The sequence below is a fragment of the Pseudomonas sp. NPDC088414 genome, assembly GCF_044753325.1.
GTDB lineage: Bacteria > Pseudomonadota > Gammaproteobacteria > Pseudomonadales > Pseudomonadaceae > Aquipseudomonas.
Genome location: NZ_JBIVMY010000001.1, coordinates 361,422 through 381,331, shown reverse-complemented (window position 1 = coordinate 381,331; position 19,910 = coordinate 361,422). Strand labels below are relative to the sequence as shown.

Below are 19,910 nucleotides of genomic sequence, written 5' to 3'. Positions count from 1 at the left end.
ACGCAAGCGATCTGTGCCCATCTGTCGGTGTCTTGATACCGATTGCCGAATGTGTCGACGTTCAGGGGACGCATCATCAGAGGGTCAAGCCACACTGATCTGCTCCAATGCGGTAGAAGCATACGAGGTATTGATCAATCAAGCTGCCTTGTTCACTGGCCCGAGTAACCTTAGACGCGCATGCAGTCATTGATCAGGCCGCAGAGTAATGATTGAGCCGCGCCATGTTGAAGTGAAGAAAATCGCAGTATCTTTCAGTGACGCTTAGAAATACTTAACCAGAGCGACGGCCATGCAACTCGATGCAAAACAGATGCAGGCGTTCCTCGCCGTGGTCGACAGCGGCAGTTTCGAGAAGGCTGCAGACCGTCTTAACGTGACACCGTCGGCGGTGTCGCAACGCATACACGCCCTTGAAGTTCGCCTCGGCAGCTCGGTTGTGGTGCGCGGGCGCCCTTGCGAGCCGACGCTGGCGGGTAGAAAACTGATGCTCTATCTGCGCCGTGCAACCGTGCTTGAAGCAGAACTGCTCAACGAGCTGAGCGGCGATGAACAGGATCACCTGCGTGTGGTGATTGCGGTCAATGGCGACACGCTGGCCACTTGGTTCTTTCCGGCACTGGCCGAGATCTTCGTCAGCGAGAATATTCTGCTCGACGTCGTGGTCGACGATCAGGATCACACCTATGCCTTGCTGGAAAGCGGCCAGGTCATTGGCTGCATCGGCACGCGATCACAGCCTATGCGGGGATGTTTTGCCGAGTTGCTGGGGTCGATGCGCTATCAGTTGGTCGCATCGCCCGCGTTTCAGCAGCGCTGGTTTGCCAAGGGCCTGACACGCGCGACTGCACGCAAGGCGCCGGTATTCGCCTATTCGCGCAAGGACACCTTGCAGTCGGAGTTCATGCAGTCGCGTTTTGGTCTTACCGCAGACGCCTATCCCACACACTACCTGTCACTTCCGGAGGCACGTCTGAAAGCCATACGCCGTGGCCTGGGTTATGGAATGGTGCCGCACATGCAGGTCAGCGACTTGCTGAAAAGTCGGGAGCTGGTGGATGTCGCGCCGAATCATTTCACCGATGTAGAGCTTTATTGGCACGCCTGGGAATTGCAATCGCCACGCATGGAAATGCTCTCCGGGCGGGCGGTGCATGCCGCGCGGCGTATCTTGAGCAGCAAGGAGCCAGTGAAGCGTTCGACCATGCCGAAGAAGTAAATGACCTCGTTGGCAGGGAATCCCGATTGCCTTCAGTCTTTTCGCAACCGCGTACCCACAGCAGCAATGATGGCAAAGTGCTAATGACAAATCCGGTAATAAAGTTTAACTTACCGCCGCCCCGACCGTTGGAGGGTCGGGCATTCGCACTCAGTTAAGGAAAACGATGGCAATGGTCTATTGTCGTGCTTGCGCCAAGGAGCTACACGAAACGGCGCTCACCTGCCCCCAATGCGGGGCGCCCCAACAGGCCTGCGTGCCGCAAACGCAAGCCGAAATGCCCTGGCTGGCCATCGTTTCATTGATCCTCGGGATTATCAGCGCACTCACCCTGTTCGATGATTCCGAATGGGACAGGGATGCGATTGTCGGTGTGGGCATCCTCAGCCTTGCGGGCCTCACTTGCGGCATCGTCTGTATCAACCAAAAACACCCAGGAAGAAACCTCGCGATCGCCGGCATCATTTTGTCTGGCCTTGCCGCGTTCGTTTTGTCCTGTCTATCGATTGAATAATTTTAGGGAAAAAATATGAGCTTGGTTTTCTGCCGTGGTTGCGCCAAGGAAATTAGTAGCCTGGCCGTGGCATGCCCACAGTGCGGCGCACCTCAGGCCGCTCAACCGTCGTATGCCAGCGGCCCCGCCATCACCACCGGCAATCCTTACGTGGAAGCGCTGAAGAATTACGCCGAATTCAAAGGCCGCGCCACCCGTCGCGAGTACTGGATGTTTGTGCTGATCAACCTGGGCATCTGCATTCTCATGGGCGTTCTCGACGCCATGCTCAACACCAAGGGTGTGCTCTACAACCTGTACAACCTGGCGATGTTTCTGCCGAGCATTGCCGTCGGTGCACGCCGCATGCACGACACCGACCGCAGCGGCTGGTGGTTGCTGCTGCCGATCGTCAACCTGGTATTTTTGGCGCAAGACAGCCAGCCGGGGCCAAACCGTTTCGGGCCGAACCGCAAAGGCAATAACTGAGCCACCCCGCAACACGTTGAACGAGACGGCCTTTACGGCCGTCTCTTTGTTTGTGCAATCGGTACCTGAAGCCGCCGCTGGATTTTTACGGGTGACGCAACACACATTTGTCATCAAACCAATTGATAGCACCCTAACGAAAGGTGCATGCTAGAGGGCTCGAATCGGTCTTATATCATTCCGAATGATAGTTACCTTTGCTTCATTCGATTCGTGCCATCACACCTCGCCGAGCATCATCCGCCCATCTTCAATACATTGGCGGATGATTCCATGGAACAGTCACTCAAACATTTGCGCTTCCCCTTGGCCATGTTGGCCGTGCTGGTGATGAGCGCTTGCGGCAAGACTCCGGAGACTGCCGCCACCCTGCCCGCTGCCAAAGTCAGCGTGGCCAAGGTGCTGGAACAACCGGTCAACGAGTGGGACGAATTCACCGGGCGCCTCGAAGCACCGGAAACCGTTGAAATCCGTCCTCGGGTCTCCGGCCAGATCGACGAGGTGGCCTTCACCGAAGGCGCACTGGTCAAGAAAGGCGACCTGTTGTTCCAGATCGACCCGCGTCCATTCCAGGCTGAGGTGCGCCGCCTCGAAGCGCTGGTTGCTCAATCCCGTGCCAACGCCACCCGCAGTGAAAACGAAGCCGGGCGTGGCGAACGCCTGCGTGCCAGCAACGCCATCTCCGCCGAGCTGGCCGACTCGCGCACCAGCGCCGCCCAGGAAGCCCGCGCCGCCGTCGGCGCCCTGCAAGCACAACTGGATCTGGCCAAGCTGAACCTGAGCTTCACCCGCGTTACCGCGCCGATCAGCGGCCGCGTCAGCCGTGCCGAGATCACCGCCGGTAACCTGGTGACCGCCGACACCACTCCGCTGACCAGCGTGGTTTCCACAGACAAGGTCTACGCCTACTTCGACGCCGACGAGCGTGTGTTCCTCAAATACACCCAACTCGCCCGCAACGGCCAACGTGGCGCCACCACCCCGGTGTACATGGGCCTGTCCAACGAGGACGGCAACCCGCACCTCGGTCAGATGAACTTCGTCGACAACCAGGTCAACCCGAAAACCGGCACCATCCGTGGTCGCGCGGTGTTCGACAACAGCGACGGCACCTACACCCCGGGCCTGTACGCACGGCTGAAACTGGTCGGCAGCGGCACCTACAACGCCATGCTGATCAACGACGAAGCCGTCGGCACCGATCTGGGCAAGAAGTTCGTGCTGGTGATGGATGCGGACAACAAGACCGCCTATCGCGCGGTTGAACTGGGGCCGAAGATCGAAGGCCTGCGCATCGTGCGCACCGGTCTGAACAAGGACGACACGATCATCGTCAAGGGTCTGCAACGGGTACGTCCGGGTTCGCCGGTGACGCCTGAAGTGATCCCGATGGCCAGCGAGCAGACCATTGCCGCTCTGGCTCAACAACGTCAAGCGCTGGAAGCCAGCAACCTGCCCAAAGTCGCACCTGCCAAAGGTGCACAGGGTACGGCTGTGAAGCTCGCCGCTGCGACCCCACGCGGTTAAGGGACGACAACTCCGATGAATTTTTCCCAATTCTTCATTTCACGGCCGATCTTCGCAGCGGTGCTGTCGCTGTTGATCCTGATCGCCGGTGCGATCTCGCTGTTCCAGCTGCCGATCAGCGAATACCCGGAAGTCGTGCCACCGACCGTGGTGGTACGTGCCAACTTCCCGGGCGCCAACCCCAAAGTCATCGGTGAAACCGTGGCCGCTCCGCTGGAGCAAGCCATCACCGGCGTCGAGAACATGCTGTACATGTCCTCGCAGTCCACCGCTGACGGCAAGATCACCCTGACCATCACCTTCGCCCTGGGCACTGACCTGGACAACGCGCAGGTGCAGGTGCAAAACCGGGTGACCCGGACCGAGCCGAAACTTCCCGAAGAAGTGACGCGCATCGGTATCACCGTCGACAAGGCCTCGCCCGACCTGACCATGGTTGTGCACTTGACCTCGCCGGACAAACGTTACGACATGCTCTACCTGTCCAACTACGCGATCCTCAACATCAAGGATGAGCTGGCGCGTCTGGGCGGTGTCGGTGACGTGCAGCTGTTCGGCATGGGCGACTACTCGCTGCGGGTCTGGCTCGATCCGAACAAGACCGCTTCGCGCAATCTGACCGCGACCGATGTGGTGACCGCGATTCGTGAGCAGAACCGTCAGGTCGCTGCCGGCCAACTCGGTGCACCCCCTGCCCCGAATGCCCAGAGCTTCCAGCTGTCGGTCAACACTCAGGGCCGTCTGGTTTCTGAAGAAGAGTTCGAGAACATCATCATTCGCTCCGGCGACAACGGTGAAATCACTCGCCTCAAGGACATCGCACGCGTTGAACTCGGTTCCAGCCAGTACGCCCTGCGTTCGCTGCTGAACAACCAGCCAGCGGTGGCGATCCCGATCTTCCAGCGTCCAGGCTCGAACGCCATCGATATCTCGAACGAAGTTCGCGGCAAGATGGAAGAGCTGAAGAAAGGCTTCCCGCAAGGCATGGACTACAGCATCGTCTATGACCCGACGATCTTCGTGCGCGGCTCGATCGAAGCGGTGGTTCACACCCTCTTCGAAGCGCTGATCCTCGTGGTGCTGGTGGTGATCCTGTTCCTGCAGACCTGGCGCGCCTCGATCATTCCGTTGGTGGCGGTGCCGGTATCGTTGATCGGTACGTTTGCGGTGATGCACCTGTTCGGCTTCTCGCTCAACGCGCTGTCGCTGTTCGGCCTGGTACTGGCGATCGGTATCGTGGTGGACGACGCCATCGTGGTGGTGGAGAACGTCGAGCGCAACATTGAACTGGGGCTCAACCCGTTCGATGCGACCAAAAAAGCCATGGGTGAAGTGACCGGCCCGATTATCGCAACAGCGCTGGTGCTGTGTGCGGTGTTTGTACCGGCGGCGTTCATCTCCGGCCTCACCGGGCAGTTCTACAAGCAGTTTGCATTGACCATTGCGATTTCGACCGTGATCTCCGCGTTCAACTCGCTGACCCTGTCGCCGGCACTGGCTGCCGTGTTGCTGAAAAGCCATGACGCGCCGAAAGACCGCTTCTCCAAAGTGCTCGACAAAATCTTTGGTGGCTGGCTGTTCCGTCCGTTCAACCGCTTCTTTGAAAAGGCCAGCCACGGTTACGTCGGTACTGTGCGCCGGGTCATCCGTGGCAGCGGCATCGCCCTGCTGTTGTATGCAGGCCTGATGGTGCTGACGTTCTTCGGCTTCTCCAGCACCCCGACCGGTTTCGTACCCGGCCAGGACAAGCAATACCTGGTGGCCTTCGCGCAATTGCCGGACGCCGCGAGCCTGGATCGCACCGAAGACGTGATCAAGCGTATGTCCGACCTGGCGCTGAAACAGCCGGGTGTGGAAAGTGCCGTAGCGTTCCCCGGTCTGTCGATCAACGGCTTCACCAACAGCCCGAACGCCGGCATCGTGTTCGTGACCCTGAAACCGTTCGACGAACGTAAAGACCCGAGCATGTCCGCCGGCGCCATCGCCGGGGCCTTGAACGGTCAGTACGCGAACATCCAGGAAGCGTACATGGCGATCTTCCCGCCACCGCCAGTACAAGGTCTGGGCACCATTGGCGGGTTCCGCCTGCAAATCGAAGACCGCGGCAACCTGGGCTACGACGAGCTGTACAAAGAGACGATGAACATCATCACCAAAAGCCACAGCGTGCCTGAGCTTGCGGGGCTTTTCACCAGCTACACCGTGAACGTGCCGCAGGTCGATGCCGCCATCGACCGCGAAAAAGCCAAGACCCACGGCGTGGCCGTCAGCGACATCTTCGACACCCTGCAGATTTATCTGGGTTCGCTGTATGCCAACGACTTCAACCGCTTCGGGCGTACCTATCAGGTCAACGTTCAGGCTGAGCAACAGTTCCGCCTCGAATCCGACCAGATCGGCCAGCTGAAAGTACGCAACAACAAGGGCGAAATGATCCCGCTGGCGACCTTCATCAAGGTCAGCGACACCTCGGGTCCGGATCGCGTGATGCACTACAACGGTTTCATCACTGCGGAAATCAACGGTGCGGCAGCCCCCGGCTACAGCTCCGGCCAGGCCGAAAAAGCCATCGAGAAACTGCTTAAAGATGAACTGCCAAACGGCATGACCTACGAGTGGACCGACCTGACCTACCAGCAGATTCTGTCCGGCAACACTGCGCTGTTCGTGTTCCCGCTCTGCGTACTGCTGGCGTTCCTGGTGCTCGCCGCTCAATACGAAAGCTGGAGCCTGCCACTGGCGGTGATCCTGATCGTACCGATGACCTTGCTGTCGGCCATCACCGGGGTGATTGTCTCCGGCGGCGACAACAACATCTTCACCCAGATCGGCCTGATCGTACTGGTGGGCCTGGCGTGCAAGAACGCGATTCTGATCGTCGAGTTCGCCAAGGATAAACAGCTGGAAGGCCTCGACCCGCTGGCAGCGGTACTGGAAGCCTGCCGCCTGCGTCTGCGGCCGATCCTGATGACCTCCTTCGCGTTCATCATGGGTGTGGTGCCACTGGTGTTCTCCAGCGGTGCCGGTGCCGAGATGCGTCACGCCATGGGTGTGGCGGTGTTCTCCGGGATGCTCGGGGTGACCTTCTTCGGGTTGCTGCTGACGCCAGTGTTCTACGTGTTGATCCGTAATTTCGTCGAGCGCGGCGAAGCCCGCAAAGCGGCCAAGGCGCACGCTCTGCAAAAGCCACTGGAGGCGCAATAATGAGTCTGAAAGTCTTCCTGCCGAGTCTGCTGGTGCTGGCGTTGAACGCCTGCGCCGTCGGCCCTGACTACAAGACCCCGGCGACGGAGGCGGCCAACATTACGACCGCCACCGACGGCGCTGCCGGTCAGAAGAACTTTGACCGTTCGAAATTCGAAGGCATCTGGTGGCAGCAATTCGACGACCCGACCCTCAACCAGTTGGTCACTCAATCGCTGCAAGGCAACCGTCAACTGCGCGTGGCGTTTGCCCGCTGGAAAGCCGCCCGGGCGATCCGCGACGACGTCAGCAACGATGCGATGCCGACCATCACCAGCCGCGCCAGCAGTGATCTGGCCAAGGGACAAATCCCCGGCCAGACCACCAAACGGGTCAATAGCGAACGCTACGATCTGGGTCTGGACATGGCCTGGGAACTCGATCTGTTCGGCCGGATCCAGCGCAATCTGGAAGCCAGCGACGCCGACCAGCAAGCGGCCGAAGCCGATCTGTACCAACTGCAAGTCACCATGATTGCCGAACTGGTGGACGCCTACGGTCAACTGCGCGGTGCGCAATTGCGCGAGAAGATCGCCGTGGCCAACCTGGAAAACCAGCAGGAGTCACGCAAGATCACCATCAGCCTGCGTGACGCCGGCGTTGGCGATCAGCTCGACGTCGAACGGGCCGATGCGCGTCTGGCCTCGGTCGAAGCCAGCGTGCCGCAATTGCAGGCCGAACAGGTTCGGCAGAAAAACCGTATCGCTACCCTGCTCGGTGAGCGTCCGGACAAGCTGACCGTGGATCTGAGCCCGAAAGACTTGCCGGCAATCGCCAAAGCCTTGCCGATCGGTGATCCGGGTGAGCTGCTGCAACGCCGGCCGGACATCCTCAGCGCCGAGCGCAAACTGGCCTCGGCCACCGCGCGGATCGGCGTGGCGAAAGCTGATCTGTTCCCACGGGTCAGCCTCAGCGGGTTCCTCGGCTGGACGGCCGGGCGCGGTTCGCAGATCGGTTCCTCGGCGGCCAACGCCTGGGCACTCGGCCCGAGCATTACCTGGGCGGCGTTCGATCTGGGCAGCGTGCGCGCGCGTCTGCGCGGCGCCGATGCCGACGCCGAAGGCGCACTCGCCACCTACGAGCAACAGGTTTTGCTGGCGCTGGAAGAATCGGAAAATGCCTTCAGCGATTACGGCAAGCGTCAGCAACGGCTGATCTCGCTGATTCGCCAGAGTGAATCGAGCCGTAAGGCTGCCGATCTCGCGGAAATCCGCTACCGCGAAGGCACCACCGATTTCCTCGTGCTGCTCGACGCCCAGCGCGAACGCCTGAACGCCGAAGACAGCCAGGCCCAGGCCGAGGTTGATTTGTATCGCGGCATCGTCGCGATCTACAAGGCCTTGGGTGGTGGCTGGCAGCCGGAAACCGTCGCCAGCAAGTAAGCGTCTCTACAGAGCTCCTTTGGTTGGCCGCAACCAACCAATTTTTTGCCCCGCGTATCATTCGGTCGCGGGGCTTTTTTATGCCCGCCCCTGTAGGAGCTGCCGCAGGCTGCGATCTTTTGATGTTGCTTTTAAAAAACAAGATCAAAAGATCGCAGCCTGCGGCAGCTCCTACAGGTCTATTCGCAAGCACGGGTTTGACTCATGGCCTTCTCTGACCGAAGCTTGCCCCTCTGCTATAGAACGCCAGTTCACGGAAATCTGCATGCCTCAGTCCCGCCGCTACCTGCTCATCAGCCTTGGCCTTGTGCTGCTTGTCGTCATTGCCTGGTTATCGCTGCGCTCCACCGCCCCAGTGGTGCCAGAAGCGATCAAGCGCGGCTACAGCGAAGCCCTGACGGCGGCCCGTTCCGGTCAGCCGGGAGCCGCGCGGCAGTTGTATCAGCAATTGGGTCGCCCGGACCTGTCGGTCAAGCGCAGTGTCTGGCTGCTGGCCGAGCTGCCCAACTATCCAAGCCCGCAAGCGCTGAAACTGGCCGACGCTCACCTGCAGAATGAAGCCCCCGAAGTACGGCTGGCGGCGATTCAAAGTGTGGTCGGACTGGTGCCCGGCGGACAACGCAGTCTGTTGCTCGGGCCGATGCTCGAGGATGAAGACCAAAGCGTACGATTCGCCGCGATCAACGCCCTGCTCGGCCTGACGCCGGATGAACTCGGTCTGTATTTCGCCCCGCTGCAGCAAGCCATCGATGGCTGGGAACAAGCGCTCAAGGGTCAGCCGGAAAGCGCTGCCACCTATGCGCAGCTGGCACGCCTGTATCTGCACAACGCCGAACTCAAACAGGCCCAACAAGCGCTGGACAACACCCTGCGGCTGGAACCGGGCAACCTGCCGGCACTGGTGATGCAGATCGATGTCCTCGACCGCCAGGGTCAGAGCGACGCTGCCCGCCAGTTGCTCGCCAAACAGTTGCAGGCGCAACCGGATTCCGCCTACCTGCAACACGCGCTCGGACTGTGGCTGTTGCACCACGGCCAGCGTGAATTCGCCCTGCTCGGCTTGTCCAAAGCGGTGGAGCTGGAGCCGGACAACAAGGATTACCGCTACGACCTCGCCACCACCCTGCACGCTGCCGAAGAGCTGGAAGCGGCGCAAAAGCAGTTGCAGGAAGTCGTCCAGCGTCACCCAGCCGACCGCAAGGCGCGAGTGCTGCTGATCAATTACTGGAAGGAAAGCGGCCAGTTGCAGAACGTGCAGATTCTGCTCGCGCAACTGGAACAGATGAACCCTGATGACCCGGCGTTACAGCAGGGACTCTGAGCCTTTACCCGCTGATTCAATGACATTTTGATATCGAAACATCGGAACCGTCATGACTGGCAGCGGTCAAGTAATCAGGTAGAGCACAACGGCTGATACAGCCTGCTGCCTCGATTCCCCTAGTCATGAGAGGGCATTCTTTGTCTACGTCCAACGAGTTGATCAGTGCAAAAGCCGCCACCGGCATCATTGGCCTGGATGACATCCTCGCCGGTGGTCTGTCCCGAGGGCATGTGTTTTTGCTCGAAGGTGAACCCGGTACAGGCAAAACCACCGTCGCGTTGCATTTCCTGATGGCGGGCGCCCGTGCCGGCGAACGCTGTCTGTACATCACGCTGTCGGAAACCGAGCGTGAACTGCGTCAAGGCGCGGCCTCCCACGGCTGGGAGCTGAACGAAAACATTGAAATCTTCGAGCTGACGCCGCCCGAAAGTCTGCTCAACGCCGAGCATCAGCAAAGCCTGCTGTACTCCTCCGACCTGGAGCTGGGCGAAGCCACCAAGCAGATTTTCGAAGTGGTCGAGCGCTTCAAGCCGACCCGCGTGGTGCTCGACAGTCTGTCGGAGATCCGCCTGCTGGCGCAGAGTTCGCTGCGCTACCGCCGGCAAATTCTGGCGATCAAACATTACTTCGTGCGTTACGACGCCACCGTGCTGCTGCTTGACGACCTGACCACCGAGTCCCTCGACAAGACCGTGCACAGTGTCGCTCACGGGGTAATCCGCCTCGAAGAACTGACGCCCAATTACGGCGCCGAGCGCCGCCGCGTGCGCATCGTCAAGTATCGCGGCCAGAAATACCGTGGCGGTTACCACGACTTCACCATCATGGGCGACGGCGTGCATGTGTTCCCGCGACTGGTCGCTGCCGAACACCGTGGCGACTATCCGCGCCTGCAATTGACCAGCGGCATCAAGGAAATGGATGCGCTGCTCGGCGGCGGCATCGAAACGGGTTCCAGCACGCTGATTCTCGGCCCGGCCGGTACCGGCAAGTCGCTGATCTCGATGATCTTCGCCGCTGCGGCAGTGGCCAGGGGCGAAAAAGCTGCGCTGTTCATCTTTGATGAAGAGCTGGGTCTGCTGTTCGAGCGGATGAAAAATATCGGCATCGACCTCAAGGCCCTGCAAGCCACCGGCAACCTGCTGATCGATCAGGTCGACGCCGCCGAGCTGTCCCCCGGCGAGTTCTCGCATCGGGTGCGTCGTTGCGTCGATGAAGGCAACATCAAGACCGTGGTCATCGACAGCATCAACGGCTATCAGGCCGCGATGCCGGAAGAAAACGCGCTGGTGCTGCACATGCATGAGTTGCTGCTGTATCTGAACCGCAAAGGCGCGGCGACCTTCATGACCGTTGCCCAGCATGGCCTGGTCGGTGACATGCAGGCGCCGGTCGACATTACTTACCTGGCCGACACGGTGATCCTGCTGCGCTACTTCGAAGCCATCGGCAAGGTTCGCCGGGCCATTTCCATCATCAAGAAACGTACCGGCAGCCACGAATCGACCATCCGTGAATACCGCATTTCGGGCCAGGGCATGACCATCGGCGAACCGCTGGAAGCGTTCCAGGGCGTGCTGCGTGGCGTGCCGACTTACCTCGGCGCGAGCAGTCCGCTGTTGCGGGAAGAAACCTTGTGACAGCTTCCGTATCACTGCCGGAACGGGCGCTGATTCTGGCGCCCATGGGTCGGGACAGCCAAGTGGCGCTGATGATCCTCAATGAGGCGGGTTATGGCGGCGTCATCACTCCGGATCTGGGCGCACTGTGCGCAGAACTGGAGCCCGGTGCCGGGCTCTTGTTGATTGCCACCGAAGCCCTGCGTGGTCCCGAGCTGGAAAGTCTTCTGCACTTTCTGGAACAGCAGCCGGCCTGGTCGGATCTGCCGATCGTCTTGCTCACCCATCACGGCGGCCCGGAACCGGGCCCCTCCTCGCGCATGAGCAAATTGCTGGGCAACGTCACCTTTCTTGAGCGCCCGTTTCATCCGGCGACCCTGGTCAGTCTGGTCTCGACCGCCCTGCGCGGGCGACGACGACAGTACGAAGCCCGCGATCGCCTGATTGATTTGAGTGAAAGCGAACGCCGACTGCAATCGACACTGGAAACCCTTGAGCAACAGGTCGAGGAACGCACCGCGCAACTTCGCCACAACGAAGAAGCCTTGCGTCAGTCGCAGAAAATGGAAGCGGTCGGTCAGTTGACCGGCGGCATCGCTCACGACTTCAACAACATGCTCACCGGGATCATCGGCAGTCTGGAACTGCTGCGCCGGCGCTTGGCCCGTGGGCGTACCGAAGACCTCGACAGCCTGATCGATCTCGGTGTCACTTCAGCCAACCGCGCGGCCGGCCTGACCCACCGTTTGCTGGCGTTTTCCCGCCGGCAATCGCTGGACTCCAAAGCCGTGCAGATGAACACGCTGGTGCTGTCGATGGGCGAGTTGCTGCAGCGCAGCCTCAACGAAAGCATCCAGCTGGAGATGCGCCTTAACGACCAGTTGTGGATCGCCGAAGCGGATCCCAATCAACTGGAAAGCGCCCTGCTCAACCTGGTACTCAACGCCCGTGATGCGATGCCCGAGGGCGGCAAACTGGTGGTCGAAACCAGCAACCAAGTGCTTAAGCCGGAGTTCACCGAGGCCTACCCGAATCTCGAACCCGGCGACTACGTGATGCTCAGCGTCACCGATAACGGCAGTGGCATGCCGCAGAGTGTGGTCAGCCGCGCGTTCGATCCGTTCTTCACCACCAAGCCGATCGGTCAAGGCACCGGTTTAGGCCTGTCGATGATCTACGGCTTCAGCAAGCAGTCCCGTGGTCACGTCTCGATCGACAGCGAAATCGATCAGGGCACCACGGTCAAACTCTACCTGCCGCGCTTTCGCGGCGAAGAGCTGGAGCATCCGGTGTCCGATGTTCAACAGGCCCCGGAAGCGCTGGACGGCGAAACCGTGTTGATCGTCGAGGACGACCCCGCCGTGCGCGTACTGGTCAGCGCGGTGCTCAGTGAGTTGGGCTATGCGTTTGTCGAAGCCGGCGATGCCGATGGTGCAATGCCGATCCTCAACTCGACGCAGCGCATCGACCTGCTGATCAGCGACGTCGGCCTGCCAGGCATGAACGGCCGGCAACTGGCGGAAATCGGCCGGCAGTACCGGCCAGGGCTGAAGGTGCTGTTCATCACCGGGTATGCCGAGCACGCCGCGGTGCGCGGTGGCTTCCTCGACCCGGGCATGCAGATGATCACCAAGCCGTTCACTTTCGATCTGCTGACCGCCAAGGTCCGCGAGATGATCAAGAACTGATCCCCCAAAAACGACTGCAGGAGCTGCCGAAGGCTGCGATCTATTGATCTTGTTTTTTTAAGATCAAAAGATCGCAGCCTTCGGCAGCTCCTACATGGGAAATATCAGCCGCTATGGATCAGGCCAGCAATTCCTGAATCTTTTCCTGCAGCACGTCCAGATCGAACGGTTTTTCCAGGATCGGCGCCTTGCGCGTGATCGGGCTGCCGGTCTCGCGGATTTCCTGCGGATAGCCGCTGATGAAGATCACCTTCAGATCCGGGCGCAGTTTTACTGCCGGCTCCGCGATCTGTACGCCGGAGATCCCGCCCGGCAGACGAAAATCAGTGATCAGCATGTCCAGATGCGGCTTGCTCGCGAGAATCTCGAACGCCTGCTCGCCGTTTTCGGCCTGCAACACGCGGTACCCCTGCCCCGACAGGTAATCTGTCAGCACCATCAAGATAACCGGTTCGTCCTCGACGACGAGTACTACATCTTGTGCATCTACGCTCATGGGAAGCCTTTGTTCGGTCAATAGCTGCTGATACGACCGTGCGGTCACTCAGAGGTTGCGTCGGATATGCCGTTTTCCTGGATTGGCAGACAAACGCGAAACAGGGCGCCTTCGTTGATTTGACTCTCGACGACGATGGAACCGCCATGGGCGGCGACGATCTGCTCGGAAATGAACAGACCCAGCCCGAGACCAGCCACTACCGTCTTGGCGGAAACCCGTTCGAACTGTTGGAAAATACGCTTCTGGTTCTCTTCGCTGATGCCGATGCCCCGGTCCTGAACCTCGACCCGCGCCTCGTCGCCCTCACGGTACACGCGCACCTGAATCGGGCTGCGACCGCCGTAGCGCAAAGCATTGGTCAGCAGGTTGGACACCACCTGCTCGATGCGAAATTCGTCCCAGTAACCTTCCACCGGCTGCGGCGCGGTGAACGACACTTCGGTCTCGGCGGCCTCGATCTGCTGCGCGAAATTCTGCAGCAGGTTGGCCACCAGTTGTGACAGATCGAAGCGATTCGGCCGGATCGACAGCTTGCCGGTACGAATCCGCGAAACGTCGAGCATGTCTTCGATCAGCCGGATCAGGCTTTTGATCTGGCGTTCGTCGCGATCAACCATCGCGTGCATCTTGTCGAGCGTGAACGCCGCGGCGTTATCCCGCGCCAGGTGCATCTTGCGCAACTGGGTTTCGAGTATCAGGCCATTGAGCGGTGTGCGGACTTCGTGGGCGACGATTGACATGAAGTCATCGCGCATACGCACCGCCTGCTCCAGCTCCAGCTGCGTACTTTGCAGTTGCTGCAGCAGCGCTTCCTGCTCGCGACGCGCCTGCTCCAGAGCTTCGACCTGTTGCTTCATGGCCTTGCTCTGGCGGTACAGGTCGACGAACACATTGACCTTGCTCTTCACCGCGTGGATATCCAGCGGCTTGTGCAGAAAGTCCACCGCACCGCTTTCGTAACCCTTGAACGCATAGTTCAGTTCACGACCGGCGGCGCTGACAAAGATGATCGGAATGTTTTTGGTTTTTTCGGTGCCGCGCATCAACTCGGCGAGTTCGAAGCCGTTCATCCCCGGCATCTGCACGTCGAGGATGGCCATGGCGAACTCGTGTTGCAGCAGCAGCGAAAGTGCTTCGTCCGCCGACAGCGCCTTGTACACCGTGCGGTCCTCGCGCTTGATCAGCGCTTCGAGGGCCAGCAGGTTCTCCGGCAGATCGTCGACGATCAGCAATTTGGCCTGGATATTACTCAGCATGCGATTCGTTCCAGCTCGACAAGCAGACGGCCGATGCCGTGAATGGGTAGGACATGGTCGGGCTGCTGAATTTTCAGCGCAGCCTGAGGCATGGTGGCGACCTGTGCGTCCTGCGGGTCTTGAACAATGGTCAGTCCGCCGCGTCGCTTGACTTGCGCCAGGCCGCGAGCACCATCGTGATTGGCGCCGGTCAGCAACACGGCAGCCAGGGTTTCGCCGTAAACATCCGCGGCAGATTCAAACAAGTAATCAATGGCCGGACGGGAATGGTGCACGCGGTCTTCAAGGCTCAGCGACAGGCTGCGATCCTGTTCCACCGACAGGTGATAGCCGGGGGTAGCGAAGTAAACCGTGCCAGGAGCGATGTCCTGTTTGTCGCTCGCCTCCTCCACCGGCAGCATCAGCCGCCGGGCGAACACCTCGGCCAATTGGCTGCGACGCTCCTCCGGCAGGTGCAACACAACAATGATCGGCAACACGTAACCCTGGCGCAGCGGCGCGAGCAGGGTCAGCAGGGCTTCGACCCCACCGGCCGAAGCACCGACCACGATGGCCTCGACGCGAGGCAAATCCACGGCATCGTTCATAATTTGCGGTAGATCCGTTCTTGTTTGACCAACGGTTCGAACTGATTCGAGTAGCCGGAAAAATCCAGCGTTTCCTTGCTGCCCAACACCAGAAAGCCACGGTGACACAGCGATTCGTGAAACAGACCGAAGGCACGGTCCTGAAGTTTCTTGTTGAAGTAAATCAATACGTTGCGGCAGGAAATCAGCTGCGTTTCGGAGAACACGCTGTCCGTCGCCAGGCTGTGGTCGGCGAAGGTCACGTTCTCGCACAGGCTCTTGTCGAAGATCGCGTAGCCATAGGCCGCGGTGTAGTAATCGGCAAAGGAGCGCTGACCGCCGGCCTGCTGGTAATTGGCGGTATAGGCGCGCACGTTCTCCATCGAGAAAATCCCCTGCTTGGCCTTGTCCAGCGAGCGCGGGTTGATGTCGGTGGCGTAGATGATCGTACGGTCGAGCAAGCCTTCTTCGCGCAGCAGAATCGCCATCGAATACACCTCCTCCCCCGTGCTACACCCGGCGATCCAGATCTTCAGCGACGGATAGGTGCGCAGCAGCGGCACCACTTCCTTGCGGATTGCCAGGAAGTGCGACGGATCGCGGAACATCTCACTGACCGGGATCGTCAGCAACTGCAACAACTGCATGAACGCGGTGGGATCGTGCAGCACTTTCTCCTGCAACGCCGAAATGGTCGCGCATTCGAACTGGTTCAAGGCGTGCTGCACCCGACGCTTGATCGAAGCGCCCGAGTAATCGCGAAAATCGTAGCTGTACTTGAGGTAGATGGCCTCAATCAACAGGCGTAATTCGATTTCGCTGTTGCGCTCCGCGGAGTGACTGCTATCCACTAAATGCGTTCCATCTTCGGTAACCACACGCGAATCAACGAGAACAGGCGATCCAGATCGATCGGCTTGGCCAGATAATCGTTGGCGCCCGCCTGCAGGCAGCGCTCCTGATCGTCTTTCATGGCCTTGGCCGTCACGGCGATGATCGGCAGCTTGCGCCAGCGCGGATCCTTGCGGATTTCGATGGTGGCTTCAAAACCATCCATCTCCGGCATCATCACGTCCATCAGCACCAGATCGATGTCCTCGACTTCATTCAACTTATCAATCGCTTCGCGACCATTACGGCCGATCACCACGACTGCGCCCTTGTGCTCCAGCGCACTGGTCAGGGCGAAGATGTTGCGCACATCGTCGTCCACCAGCAGCACCTTGCGGCCTTCGAAGACCTTGTCGCGACTGCGCGCAGTCTTGAGCATCTTCTGCCGTTCATGGGACAACTGCGATTCGACTTTGTGCAGAAAGAGTGTCACCTCATCCAGCAGACGTTCCGGCGAGCGCGCGCCCTTGATAATGATCGAGCGTGAATACTTGCGCAGCTCGGCCTCTTCATCGCGGGTCAGGTTGCGTCCGGTATAGACGATCACCGGCGGGAACGAGCAGATGTCCTCGGTCGACATGCGCTTGAGCAGATCGTTGCCGAGCATGTCCGGCAATTTCAGGTCGATCACCATGCAGTCGTAAATCGTCGTGCGCAGTTTCTCCAGCGCGTCTTGCGCCAGACCGACGGCGGTGATTTCGATGTCCTCGTCACCGATCAGGCGGGCAATGCTTTCGCGTTGCAGATCGTCATCTTCGACCAGCAGCACGCGCTTGACCTTTTGGGTCAGCTTGGCTTCGAGACGGGCGAACACGTCCTTGAGTTCTTCGCGGGTGGTCGGCTTGACCGCATAACCGATCGCGCCCATGTGCATCGCCGCTTCGACACGGTCTTCGACCGAGATCACATGCACCGGGATGTGCCGGGTTTCGGCGTGTTCTTTCAGGCGTTGCAGCACGGTCAGACCGGAGTGATCCGGCAGACGCATATCGAGCAGGATCGCGTCCGGTACGAACTCGCGGGCCAGGTCGTAACCTTCGTCGGCACCGTGGGCCACCAGGCACTGATAGCCCAGTTCGTGGGCCAGGTCGTAAAGGATGTGGGCGAAGTTCGGCTCGTCTTCCACCACCAGAATGCAGCGCGTGGCGAACGGCGCCTTGCCACGGTCATCGGCAAACCGCGGGATGTGCACCGGCGCCAGTGGCGACACCGCGATCGATGGCGGCTGCACCACCGGCGCCGGAGCCGATACCGGCGCAGTGAAGGTCAGCGGGATCGCAGGGCTGTCACCCGGCTCGCTGTATTGCTGCGGCAACACCAGGGTAAACACACTGCCCTGCCCCGGCGCGCTGCTGACGCTGATCGAGCCGCCAAGCAGGGCTGCCAGATCCCGCGAGATCGACAACCCCAGACCGGTGCCACCGTACTTGCGGTTGGTGGTGCCGTCAGCCTGACGGAACGCTTCGAAGATGCTTTCCTGCTGATCCGCCGCGATACCGATCCCCGAATCACGCACGATGAACGCAATGCGTTCGTTCGGCTGGCCGGCGATGGTCAGGCTGACCGCGCCGTGTTCGGTGAACTTCACGGCGTTGGACAGCAGGTTCTTGACCACCTGCTCCAGACGCTGGCGGTCGGTGTACAGCATGATCGGCGCATCCGGCTGCAACTCGACGCTGAACGTCAGTTGCTTGTCCGCCGCCAGCGGTTCGAACACGCTGCGCAGGCCGTCGGCCAGACGCGCGACGCTGGTGTTTTCCGGGATCACTTCCAGCTTGCCGGCCTCGACCTTGGAAATGTCGAGAATGTCATTGATCAGGTTCAGCAGATCGTTGCCCGCCGAATAGATCGACTCGGCGAACTTGACCTGCTCGGCCGTCAGATTGTCCTGCGGGTTCTCGGCCAGCAACTTGGCGAGGATCAGCGAACTGTTCAGCGGTGTGCGCAGTTCGTGGGACATGTTGGCGAGGAATTCGGACTTGTACTTGCTCGAACGCTGCAGCTCTTCGGCGCGCTCTTCAAGCTGCACCTGTGCCTGATTGAGTTCGGTGTTCTTCTGGTCCATGGCGTCGCGCTGCTCGGCCAGAGTCTGCGCCTGCTCGGCCAATTGCTCGTTGGTCTGCTCCAGCTCGACTTGCTGGGTTTCCAGATGCGCCTGGGATTCCTTGAGAATCCGCGACTGTTCTTCCAGCTCTTCGTTGGCGGTTTTCAGCTCTTCCTGCTGCACCTGCAACTCTTCGTTGAGCTGCTGGGTTTCGGCCAGCACTTCCTGCAGGCGCTGGCGATAACGTGCCGCTTCGATCGAGGTGCCGATGTTGCCGGCAATCAGTTCCAGCAATTCGACATCGCGCTGAGTCAGCGGGCGCAGGAAGCCCAGTTCGATCACGCCGTTGACCCGGTCATCATCACTGGTCGGCACCACCAGCACACTGTGCGGCAGGCCCGCGCCCAGGCCGGAGCTGACTTTGAAATAGTCGGCCGGTACCGAATCCAGACGAATCAGTTGTCCCTGCTGGGCAACCTGGCCGACGATGCCTTCGCCGCTGTAGATCTGCTGGTCTTTTTCTTCCTGTTCACGGGAGAACCCATAGGACGCCACGCGTTTGAGGCCGCCGTGCTCTTCGCGCACGTACAGCGCCGCCACCGCCGTGCCGAGGTATTGCGCGCAGAACTGCAGAATATTGCGCCCCAGCAGGTTCAATGTCAGTTGCCCCAGCACCTGCTCTGCCAGCTCGGTCTGGCCGCTGCGCATCCACGCCTGACGCTCCAGACGCTCGGCACTGGCCTGCTGCGCGGCGAGGTTGGCGCTGTAGCTGTCCGACAGGCTGACCAGATCGCGGCGACCGACATAGGCCAGCAAACCGCTGATCCCGGCTATAAACAGCAGATACAGAGTGATGCTCCAGATCGTCGTGCGGCGCACGTCTTCGTTGCGCGTGGTGCGCAACTGCTGCTCCATGTCGATCACGTCTTCGAACTGTTTGCGGATCTCATCGGTCAGGCGCTTGCCGCGCCCGGCCTTGACCGCCGCTCGATAGTCGCCGCTGGAGCGCTGCAGGTCGATCATCGATTGCGCGTAATTGCTCCACTCAGTCTGCAATGCCTGCAAACGACGCAGACGATCGGTCTGCACCGGGTTGTCGGCGGTCAGTTCGAGCAAGGTGTTGAGCGCCACGTTGATCCGCGGCTTGGCAGTCTCGTACGGGTCGAGGAAGTGCTCGTCGCCGCTGAGCAGGAAGCCGCGCATGCCGGTTTCCAGGTCCACGGTGAGTTTCACCGCTTCGTTGGCGTTGTTGATCACCCGGTCGGTGTGTTCCACCCACTGAATCACCGAGAGCAAATAGGTGATCAGCGAAATGAAAAACACCGCACTGATCGCGCCAACGCCCAAGGGCAGACTGATGTTGCGCGTCAGGAGTTTACGGAACCGTGCTTCGTCAACTGTAGACCGAGTGGACATGGGGCAGCCTTGTCGAACTGTCGAAACCCGGGAGTTTGCCCCAAAACGGTACTATGGATCCATTTTTCTCACTGCCATGATGGCAATTTCCTACATTTGCTGCACTTCCCGTTCAGGCAACGGTTATCCTTGCCGCCCCGATTTGCGGCTAATCTTTTTGTACCCGCTCGGGAACTTGTGGCCATGCGCCACTTACTCATGCAAGAGCCCGGCATTTTCGACCGGTCGACATCCCCGAATTCTATTCTTGAGAG

The 19,910-nt window shown here is 60.1% G+C and carries 14 protein-coding genes; 9 read left to right on the top strand and 5 right to left on the bottom strand.

Features of this window, described 5'->3' with window-relative positions; translation table 11 throughout:
* The first annotated feature begins 292 nt into the window (after nt 1-292).
* The 9 genes from ACIP8I_RS01690 to ACIP8I_RS01650 all read left to right on the top strand — a co-directional run bounded on the left by ACIP8I_RS01690 (nt 293) and on the right by ACIP8I_RS01650 (nt 12,984).
* On the top strand, nt 293-1,219 hold the full coding sequence (locus ACIP8I_RS01690; RefSeq protein WP_400758182.1) for an HTH-type transcriptional regulator ArgP: 927 nt from the start codon (nt 293-295) through the stop codon (nt 1,217-1,219).
* A gap of 166 nt (nt 1,220-1,385) precedes the next feature.
* Entirely contained in the window at nt 1,386-1,733 is a 348-nt protein-coding gene (locus ACIP8I_RS01685) for a hypothetical protein (protein ID WP_007963547.1), read from the top strand.
* A 15-nt stretch (nt 1,734-1,748) separates the two neighbouring features.
* Nucleotides 1,749-2,201, top strand: coding sequence for a DUF805 domain-containing protein (locus ACIP8I_RS01680; RefSeq protein ID WP_400758180.1), 453 nt, complete (start codon nt 1,749-1,751; stop codon nt 2,199-2,201).
* Nucleotides 2,202-2,474: 273 nt separating this feature from the next.
* Nucleotides 2,475-3,728, top strand: a complete 1,254-nt coding sequence (mexE, locus tag ACIP8I_RS01675) for a multidrug efflux RND transporter periplasmic adaptor subunit MexE (protein WP_329697987.1) — start codon at nt 2,475-2,477, stop codon at nt 3,726-3,728.
* A 15-nt stretch (nt 3,729-3,743) separates the two neighbouring features.
* A complete protein-coding gene (locus tag ACIP8I_RS01670) occupies nt 3,744-6,932 on the top strand; it encodes an efflux RND transporter permease subunit (RefSeq protein WP_123586431.1) in 3,189 nt (1,062 codons plus the stop codon).
* The gene (locus ACIP8I_RS01665; protein WP_400758178.1) at nt 6,932-8,353 is read left to right on the top strand and encodes an efflux transporter outer membrane subunit; all 1,422 of its coding nucleotides are present in this window, start codon (nt 6,932-6,934) and stop codon (nt 8,351-8,353) included. The genes ACIP8I_RS01670 and ACIP8I_RS01665 overlap by 1 nt, the downstream gene beginning before the upstream one ends.
* Before the next feature lie 265 nt (nt 8,354-8,618).
* Nucleotides 8,619-9,674 carry a tetratricopeptide repeat protein gene (locus ACIP8I_RS01660; protein WP_400758176.1) on the top strand — a complete coding sequence of 352 codons (1,056 nt, stop codon included), beginning with the start codon at nt 8,619-8,621 and terminating at the stop codon, nt 9,672-9,674.
* Between the two features lie 140 nt (nt 9,675-9,814).
* Nucleotides 9,815-11,317, top strand: coding sequence for an ATPase domain-containing protein (locus ACIP8I_RS01655; RefSeq protein ID WP_400758174.1), 1,503 nt, complete (start codon nt 9,815-9,817; stop codon nt 11,315-11,317).
* Nucleotides 11,314-12,984: an ATP-binding protein gene (locus ACIP8I_RS01650; protein WP_367084449.1), complete on the top strand. Its 1,671-nt coding sequence runs from the start codon at nt 11,314-11,316 to the stop codon at nt 12,982-12,984. Before ACIP8I_RS01655 ends, ACIP8I_RS01650 begins: the two co-directional genes overlap by 4 nt.
* Nucleotides 12,985-13,102: 118 nt before the next feature.
* Here the strand turns inward: ACIP8I_RS01650 and ACIP8I_RS01645 are convergent, their stop codons facing one another.
* From ACIP8I_RS01645 to ACIP8I_RS01625, 5 genes are read right to left on the bottom strand one after another with little or no spacing between them, the layout of a single operon-like run.
* Nucleotides 13,103-13,480 (bottom strand): response regulator, encoded by a 378-nt coding sequence (locus ACIP8I_RS01645; RefSeq protein WP_003225116.1) that lies wholly within the window; start codon nt 13,478-13,480, stop codon nt 13,103-13,105.
* 44 nt (nt 13,481-13,524) lie between these two features.
* Nucleotides 13,525-14,739: an ATP-binding protein gene (locus tag ACIP8I_RS01640; RefSeq protein ID WP_400758171.1), complete on the bottom strand. Its 1,215-nt coding sequence runs from the start codon at nt 14,737-14,739 to the stop codon at nt 13,525-13,527.
* A complete protein-coding gene (locus ACIP8I_RS01635) occupies nt 14,733-15,326 on the bottom strand; it encodes a chemotaxis protein CheB (RefSeq protein ID WP_400758169.1) in 594 nt (197 codons plus the stop codon). The genes ACIP8I_RS01640 and ACIP8I_RS01635 overlap by 7 nt, the downstream gene beginning before the upstream one ends.
* Nucleotides 15,323-16,156, bottom strand: a complete 834-nt coding sequence (locus tag ACIP8I_RS01630) for a protein-glutamate O-methyltransferase CheR (protein ID WP_007963561.1) — start codon at nt 16,154-16,156, stop codon at nt 15,323-15,325. The genes ACIP8I_RS01635 and ACIP8I_RS01630 overlap by 4 nt, the downstream gene beginning before the upstream one ends.
* Entirely contained in the window at nt 16,156-19,656 is a 3,501-nt protein-coding gene (locus ACIP8I_RS01625) for a response regulator (RefSeq protein ID WP_367084445.1), read from the bottom strand. Before ACIP8I_RS01625 ends, ACIP8I_RS01630 begins: the two co-directional genes overlap by 1 nt.
* Nucleotides 19,657-19,910: the final 254 nt, after the last annotated feature.

Excerpts from the sequence above, each read along its gene's own strand:
- ACIP8I_RS01635 (WP_400758169.1), bottom strand. The coding sequence starts at position 15,326 with ATGAACGATGCCGTGGATTTGCCTCGCGTCGAGGCCATCGTGGTCGGT.
- ACIP8I_RS01645 (WP_003225116.1), bottom strand. The coding sequence starts at position 13,480 with ATGAGCGTAGATGCACAAGATGTAGTACTCGTCGTCGAGGACGAACCG.
- ACIP8I_RS01690 (WP_400758182.1), top strand. The coding sequence starts at position 293 with ATGCAACTCGATGCAAAACAGATGCAGGCGTTCCTCGCCGTGGTCGAC.
- ACIP8I_RS01680 (WP_400758180.1), top strand. The coding sequence starts at position 1,749 with ATGAGCTTGGTTTTCTGCCGTGGTTGCGCCAAGGAAATTAGTAGCCTG.
- ACIP8I_RS01670 (WP_123586431.1), top strand. The coding sequence starts at position 3,744 with ATGAATTTTTCCCAATTCTTCATTTCACGGCCGATCTTCGCAGCGGTG.
- mexE (WP_329697987.1), top strand. The coding sequence starts at position 2,475 with ATGGAACAGTCACTCAAACATTTGCGCTTCCCCTTGGCCATGTTGGCC.
- ACIP8I_RS01665 (WP_400758178.1), top strand. The coding sequence starts at position 6,932 with ATGAGTCTGAAAGTCTTCCTGCCGAGTCTGCTGGTGCTGGCGTTGAAC.
- ACIP8I_RS01685 (WP_007963547.1), top strand. The coding sequence starts at position 1,386 with ATGGCAATGGTCTATTGTCGTGCTTGCGCCAAGGAGCTACACGAAACG.
- ACIP8I_RS01625 (WP_367084445.1), bottom strand. The coding sequence starts at position 19,656 with ATGTCCACTCGGTCTACAGTTGACGAAGCACGGTTCCGTAAACTCCTG.
- ACIP8I_RS01660 (WP_400758176.1), top strand. The coding sequence starts at position 8,619 with ATGCCTCAGTCCCGCCGCTACCTGCTCATCAGCCTTGGCCTTGTGCTG.
- ACIP8I_RS01640 (WP_400758171.1), bottom strand. The coding sequence starts at position 14,739 with ATGCTGAGTAATATCCAGGCCAAATTGCTGATCGTCGACGATCTGCCG.